The sequence below is a fragment of the Pseudomonas sp. SAS7 genome (assembly GCF_052112345.1).
GTDB lineage: Bacteria > Pseudomonadota > Gammaproteobacteria > Pseudomonadales > Pseudomonadaceae > Aquipseudomonas > Aquipseudomonas putida_Q.
On record NZ_JBEGGO010000072.1, the window covers coordinates 1 to 280 of the forward strand.

At 67.1% G+C, this 280-nt stretch carries 1 protein-coding gene; it reads left to right on the forward strand.

Annotated features, from left to right (window positions below; translation table 11 throughout):
* The coding region (locus ABI582_RS28740; RefSeq protein ID WP_442121000.1) for an Ig-like domain-containing protein at positions 1 to 280 on the forward strand (280 nt) is incomplete at both ends.

The following is a 280-nucleotide window of genomic DNA, read 5'->3' on the forward strand; positions in this document are numbered from 1 at the left end:
CCCGACCGGCGTGTTCAGCATCAACCTCAACCCACCGCAGGTGGACGGCGAGGTCCTGCAAGCCACTGCGAGCGATGCCGCCGGCAATACGTCCGTAGCTAGCTCGGTCACTGCACCGGATATCGACGGTGGCGACACCACGCCGCCTGAAGCCCCGACCAACCTGGTGATCGGCCTGGCCGGCAGCCAACTGAGCGGCCGTGGCGAAGCTGGCACCACCGTGCAGGTGCGTGACGCAGCAGGCAACATCATCGGCACGGGTACCGTTGCCGCGGATGGT